Annotated in this window: 9 protein-coding genes; 8 read left to right on the forward strand and 1 reads right to left on the reverse strand. The window is 31.4% G+C overall.

Annotated elements, in window-relative coordinates:
• The 6 genes from JGH11_RS18480 to JGH11_RS18505 form a co-directional block, all read left to right on the forward strand.
• Positions 1–1,075 (forward strand): hypothetical protein (locus JGH11_RS18480; RefSeq protein ID WP_201114264.1); only part of this gene is annotated, 1,075 nt, incomplete at its 5' end.
• A gap of 16 nt (positions 1,076–1,091) precedes the next feature.
• Positions 1,092–1,580, forward strand: a complete 489-nt coding sequence (locus JGH11_RS18485; protein WP_201114266.1) for a GNAT family N-acetyltransferase — start codon at positions 1,092–1,094, stop codon at positions 1,578–1,580.
• A 4-nt stretch (positions 1,581–1,584) separates the two neighbouring features.
• Positions 1,585–2,010, forward strand: a complete 426-nt coding sequence (locus tag JGH11_RS18490) for a hypothetical protein (protein WP_201114268.1) — start codon at positions 1,585–1,587, stop codon at positions 2,008–2,010.
• Between the two features lie 111 nt (positions 2,011–2,121).
• Complete coding sequence (locus JGH11_RS18495) at positions 2,122–2,544, forward strand: hypothetical protein (RefSeq protein ID WP_201114270.1); 423 nt, start codon at positions 2,122–2,124, stop codon at positions 2,542–2,544.
• 255 nt (positions 2,545–2,799) lie between these two features.
• On the forward strand, positions 2,800–2,955 hold the full coding sequence (locus JGH11_RS18500) for a DUF4113 domain-containing protein (RefSeq protein WP_201114272.1): 156 nt from the start codon (positions 2,800–2,802) through the stop codon (positions 2,953–2,955).
• 48 nt (positions 2,956–3,003) lie between these two features.
• Positions 3,004–3,927: a S9 family peptidase gene (locus tag JGH11_RS18505; protein ID WP_201114274.1), complete on the forward strand. Its 924-nt coding sequence runs from the start codon at positions 3,004–3,006 to the stop codon at positions 3,925–3,927.
• Positions 3,928–4,045: 118 nt separating this feature from the next.
• On the opposite strand, the gene JGH11_RS18510 is transcribed toward JGH11_RS18505, so the two are convergent.
• Positions 4,046–4,435: a hypothetical protein gene (locus JGH11_RS18510; RefSeq protein ID WP_201114276.1), complete on the reverse strand. Its 390-nt coding sequence runs from the start codon at positions 4,433–4,435 to the stop codon at positions 4,046–4,048.
• Between the two features lie 545 nt (positions 4,436–4,980).
• Between JGH11_RS18510 and JGH11_RS18515 the strand changes: the two genes are divergently transcribed.
• Together JGH11_RS18515 and JGH11_RS18520 are read left to right on the forward strand one after the other, a co-directional pair.
• Positions 4,981–5,526, forward strand: coding sequence for a hypothetical protein (locus JGH11_RS18515; protein WP_201114278.1), 546 nt, complete (start codon positions 4,981–4,983; stop codon positions 5,524–5,526).
• An 84-nt stretch (positions 5,527–5,610) separates the two neighbouring features.
• The gene (locus JGH11_RS18520) at positions 5,611–6,192 is read left to right on the forward strand and encodes a hypothetical protein (RefSeq protein WP_201114280.1); all 582 of its coding nucleotides are present in this window, start codon (positions 5,611–5,613) and stop codon (positions 6,190–6,192) included.
• Positions 6,193–6,261: the final 69 nt, after the last annotated feature.

Here is a 6,261-nt window from a genome sequence, read left to right on the forward strand (position 1 = left end):
AGATAGTATAGAGCAATCGAAACTCAAAAATAGCCTAACCAATTTTTTACTGACAATAAAAAATAAAGAAAAAACTAATAAGTGGATTTCTCCAGACAATCTATCCGAAACTCAAATTTTACTTGACGAGATACAGGGTTTTGTTAATAATGATACATTGGAATTTATGCCTCACTGGATTAATTGCGAATTACTTCCCGACAAAACATCTTACTCTATTCAGGTTGCATATATTTCTTTATCTGAATCTCAACCTCTGTTAAGAGCCATATTTGAATTTATCGCTTACAAAAAAGATGATAATTTCTTATTTGCTTCTCCTTTAAAAAGGAACACTAAAGAATGGAAAACAAAAACAGAAGGACATTTGATTTTCCATTACCAAAATAATATTGCGGAAAATGTAATTAATCAGTATATTAAGATAGTTAATGACTACGACCAAAAGTTGGGAATAAACCCTATTTCTGAATTTTATTTTTGTGATAATTGCCAAGACATGACAAGTTTGTTGCGTTTAACAGGAATAACTTACAACATGGCTTATAACGGATTTTCATGGAATATGACAGATTTTAAGATCCAAGATAGAATAATTGCCTTATATGGTCAAAATATGTCACGGCAAGAGATTGTCGATCCTCACGATGTTTTTCATGGAAGAGCGAGTATAGCAATTCCTCAAAATTTACGGAATCATTATATGGTCTGTGGTTGTGCATACGTTTATGGAGGAAGCTGGGGAATAAGTTGGGACAATATTAAGAAAATGTTCAAAGAAAAAATGAGTTCTGACAAAAATGCGGACTGGCAAAAATTATATTTTGACCGCTTTAACTTTGGAGAAAGCCAAGAAAAACATTTGCTTGTAACTCAATTCATAAATGCACTCATAATTGAAAAAGTGGAAAAAGAACAAGGTTTTTCAGCCGTCTTAAAATTACTGTCAAGTGGTAATATGTATAAGGAAAAGGATAAATTCTTCGAAATATTAAAAGCTGTAACTGGCATTGATGAAACTAATTTTAATAGTGAAATTAGTCAGTTAATTAATAAATCAATGAAGGGAATATAAGAACAATTAAATCTTGATGGAGAAAGCTTCAAATCTATCTTATCGCCCTGTTGAGGTGAAAGACTTTGAGTTAATTTGTAATCTTCCCCAGAATACGGAAGAATTATTCTTCATGTTTCCCAAAGCCGAATATCCATTAACTGTACCTCAATTAGAGGTTGCAGTCAGCAACAGATACGATTCAACAGTTATTGTACTGAATAATGAGGTGGTTGGATTTGCTAATTTCTATGAAGTGGTACAGAATCACTATTGTTCTATTGGCAATGTTGTTATAAGCCCCGACTATCGTAACTCTGGGATAGGTACATTTCTTATTAAGACAATGGAGCAAATAGCATCCGAAAAATACAATGTGTTAGAATTTCGATTATCCTGCTTCAACAGCAATACTAAAGGCATCTTACTCTATACCAAATTGGGATATATCCCTTACGAAATAGAACAACGAACCGATAAAGCAGGAAATCAGATTGCTTTAATAAAATTGAAACATAAATTCTAAAGACATGAAAATAATATATTTTATAATATTGTCCTTAACTCTTGCTGTATTATGTTGTTCATCAGAACATGGGAGTAAAAAAAGTGTTGAGACAAATGATTCTTTAGAGTCGGAATTAACTATGCTTAAAAATCAAGCATTTTGTGATTGTTTCTATAAATCCACAAAAATTGCTAACGACCAAATTTCCCCTCCAGATGGAACAAGCTATATACAATTATCAACTTTGGTAGAACAGTATGCGAAAGACCCTAAGTTAAATCAAATCATAGACAAATGGGTTGAAAAAGAGTACCTGTCTTATTCAGAAAATAATCAGCTTTATTTAATGCGATGCTTAGATTTCTATAATAGCGTAGAACTTAATACTTATATTGATTCCGTGAGAAAAATAGAAGCCAAAAAATCACGAATGGATTCTAATAATTAGATGTATAATAAAACAACGTACCGATAAAGCAGGAAATCAGATTGCTTTGATAAAAATGAAAAACGATTTAAAATGATTTTTATATTAAAAACCTTCTAACCAATAAATAACATGAAAAAACATTTCTATTTAGCACCTATATTACTCCTGATAATTATAGTATTAACGGCATGTCCTGACGATGATTTAATATCAATTCGGCTTATAAATAACAGTAACCGTAATGTTGTGGCTTATATTGGAGAAGAGGGGTTAGGAGAACCGACTTATCCTGACACTTCTTTACCGAGCAAAAATTTAACAAGACCAGTGTCTAAAGATCGTTTAGGTCAATATCTTTTTAGAAAAGAAATAGAGAGAACTAAGGTTTGTATCTTTTTTCTGGATCAGGATACTATAACAAAATATGGTTGGGATAAGGTCAGGGATGATTATATGATTCTTAAAAGGATTGATATTGATATGCAGTATTTACGGCAAAAAGAAGTTAATTTTATAATAAGATATGAAGATCCGGAGCCTGAACAGGAATAAGAACAAGTCATAAAAAGAACTTAGATATGGTCAACAATACTTTTTCAATCTTACCTATTACAAAATCAAACAACGAACCGATAAAGCAGGAAATCAGATTGCTTTGATAAAAATGAAACATAAATTCTAAAGACATGAAAATAATATATTTTATAATATTGTCCTTAACTCTTGCTGTATTAGGTTGTTCATCCGAACATGGGAGTACAAATAGATATTTTTGATACGGTAGACAGAGAAAATCACTGAAGAATTATGAAGGTAGCCGATAAGCTTAACAACGGATTCAATACTAATCTGCTTACATTGGCTGTGCAAGGTACGAAAAACAGGAGGTGGGAACTAAAACGAGACAATCTCTCTCCGTGTTATACTACAAGAATATCTGATATTATCAAAGTTAAAATATAGCAACTATGTGTTTTTTCAATTCGATGTCAAATAAAACTAAAGAACTATATGAATAAAATTAGTAAAATAATCATTTTTTGCACCTTGTTAGGAATCGTTAGTTTACAATCTTTTGCCATAAAACCTGATAGAAATTATCGGTTTTATCCTGAAAAGTTGGGGCTTATTTATCGGGATTTAGATGTAAAAACCTCTGACGGATTAAAAATTAAAACGTGGTTTTTTCCAGCACAACCTGCACTTTCTGAGAAAGAATTAGATATGGCTTGGAAAAATTCTGTCAGAAAAACATATCGAACAATCGACGATAAACGTCGTCCAACAATAATTATTGCTAATGGTGATGCAGGAAATATGTCTTATCAACAATTAGTGTATTCACAATATTTTACAAATACAGGCTATAATGTTGTAACCTTTGATTGGCGAGGTTTTGGTGAAAGCAGCGAATGGAAAATGAATACCGATTATTTGGCTTATTCTGAGTTGTTGATTGATTATGATGCTGTGATAAAGGCAGTATTGCAACAAAAAGAAGTGGATACGTCTGCACTTGTTGTTTTTGGATGGTCAACAGGTGCATATCTCTCTATGGCTGCTGCGAGCAAATATGATAATATCAAAGCTTTTGTGGCGATTGGTTTAATGACGACTTTTGATGAAGCCTATCCTGTACTAAAAAAAGTTTCTAAAAATGCCAATCGCAACTTGATAATTCCTTCAGATTATCCATTAAACTTGCAACCACTAATGCTGGCTCCAAAATGGAATAAGGCAACATTTTTGATTGTTGGCGAATTGGATGATCGCTCTCCTGTTTGGATGAGTGAAAAAATATATGCGAAACTTTCCTCAAAAAAAGAACTGTGGATTGTTAAAGATACAGACCACAGTATGATGAAAAAGGGAAAAATAGATTTCGCATCACTCAATAAAAGAATAATGAAATTTTTAGAAAAAAATATGAAATGAAAATGCCGAACACCGAACGAGCAGTTTGCCGCAATTAGGACAGTACAATGGGACACCGAAGAGTTATGAAGGTAGCCGACAAGCTTAATAACGGATTCAGTATTCTATATAACTTACTTTATATCAACTTTCTCAATTTTGCTGTCAACCAAGATACCATTCCTGTAAATAAAACGATCAATAGCCAAAGGTTTCCTGTGGTGATGTCGTATGCTTTTATCAGTTCCGCAAAGGTATTTCCCATAATCAACCCAAATCCGAACTCGAATAAAATGGTGAGGATTATCCACAATAAGCCTATTTTCCAGTAACTTCTTGTCGTCCCTTTCCCGATTTTGGGGATAAAAACATAACAAAGGATAAAGATTAAAAGACAAAGTAAAATACCACTCAACGGTAAAGCATAATTTATCCCTAACAGTGGAACAAGTACCATTTCACGTAATGCTCCATTCAGAATAGAAAGGGGAATAATAGCAAGCCAAATCAAAAGCGATTTTTTAATCATATTTACCTTAATTTAAAGCATTCATCTTTAAGTATTGAAAAAGAGTGCGATATTATGAAATTTATTTTATTATTTCCCAATCTCCATTAATTACTTTATAGTTTTTCGTTAAGATATTTCCGTTTGTTTTAGCTTATAGGGTATTAAGCTAAAAAACCAGCCAAGAATTTTCCTACACCTAATCATTAAGCTCTAAAGAGGATAGCCCGTACCCCCTCTGCGTTTCTCTGCTATATCCTTACTCATTCACTTTAAACATAATCCCATAGTATAGTTATGCAACAAAAGGGTATGATACTGATTTCTTATATAACTTAACAACTACTTTCATCATCATAAAATACTACACTTAACAGGATTAAAATAACAATCAAAAAAGAATATCACTATTCAAATATAGTCGTAACTAATTGGTATAAATCATATTAGTATTTTTCTCACACATTCCGTTTTAAGGCATTAAAAATATCCGATTACCTATAACCATATCCGAAAAATTAAAGTATAATTGTACCTTGTATTTTAACTTTGAAAATATCTCTCTTATGAAAAATATAATTTTTTTATTAATTCTTGGTCTTATAAGTTGCGCATCCAAACCTAAAGGGTTCAGCTACCGCTTCAATGGAAAAGAAACAGGATTAGAAAATTTAATTGATATTAATGGATACTATATCATTAATGAAAAAAACTCAATGTATTGTTCGGTATTTATGTTTTATGAAAATGGACTATTCAGATTTGCGAACACGTCAGAATCTGGAGTCGAAAAGGTTTTGACTTCATTTAGTTCAGAGGAAAAGGAATTTTACTCTTTCATTCCATGGGGTACATATTATTTCGATAATGATACAATTTATACTCAGTATATACAAGAGCGAGGTCTTTTGTATGGTAGTTACATACTTAATCGTAATTACAAAATATTACCGAACAAAAAAATTATATGTATTTACTATTCAAATAATGAAAACATAACAGAAATTAATGTAGATAGTGATACCGCCAAATTTCATCCACTAAAATCAAAACGAGATTGGCGAGAATGTCCTTGGCTAAAAAAGAAATGGTTTACAGAAATACCAAAATAATATTTTAGGGGTACTGTAACAGTACCCCTATTTCGCTTTGTTCAAATCGGTATTTATAAACCATATACTTTTTATTAGAATAATATGAATAAAATATTTTTAATTATTATTATTGGTTTTACTCTGATTACATGCGTATCTCGCCCTAAAGGATTTACAAATCAATTTAATGGGAAGAGAACTGAACTGGATAAATTAATCGATATCAATGGATATTACTGTGTACAGAGAAATTGTGATGTTGCTAATGAATATGTAATATTTATGTTTTATAATAACGGAATATTTATCTCAATGTTTACTAACGAAAAAGCTAATAATAATATTATCTCTTGTTTTGAGGGAATCAGTAGTGCTAATGGGTGTCTAACAGCCTCCTTATGGGGTGTTTATGAAATCCATAATGATACGATTGTGGCTCAGGCGTATCAAGACGATGGTAATTGGGGGCATCGATTCGTCCATTTTACGAATTTTATAGTTAAATCTAATACAGAGTTAATATGCCTTGATAATTATTGTACAGACAAGAATGTTTTAATGTGTAAAGGAAAATCTAAATACCCATGTCCTAAAATTACTGAATTTTATCCTCTGGAAATAAAGAGAGATTGGAGAGAATGTCCTTGGTTAAAAAAGAAGTGGTTCACAGAAATACCAAAATGATATTTTAGGGGTGCAATTTGAAAAAATATACCCCTGAATAGTATAGTTAAATTATTTAGTTTTAGGCAA

The organism is Dysgonomonas sp. Marseille-P4677 (assembly GCF_016652235.1).
GTDB lineage: Bacteria > Bacteroidota > Bacteroidia > Bacteroidales > Dysgonomonadaceae > Dysgonomonas.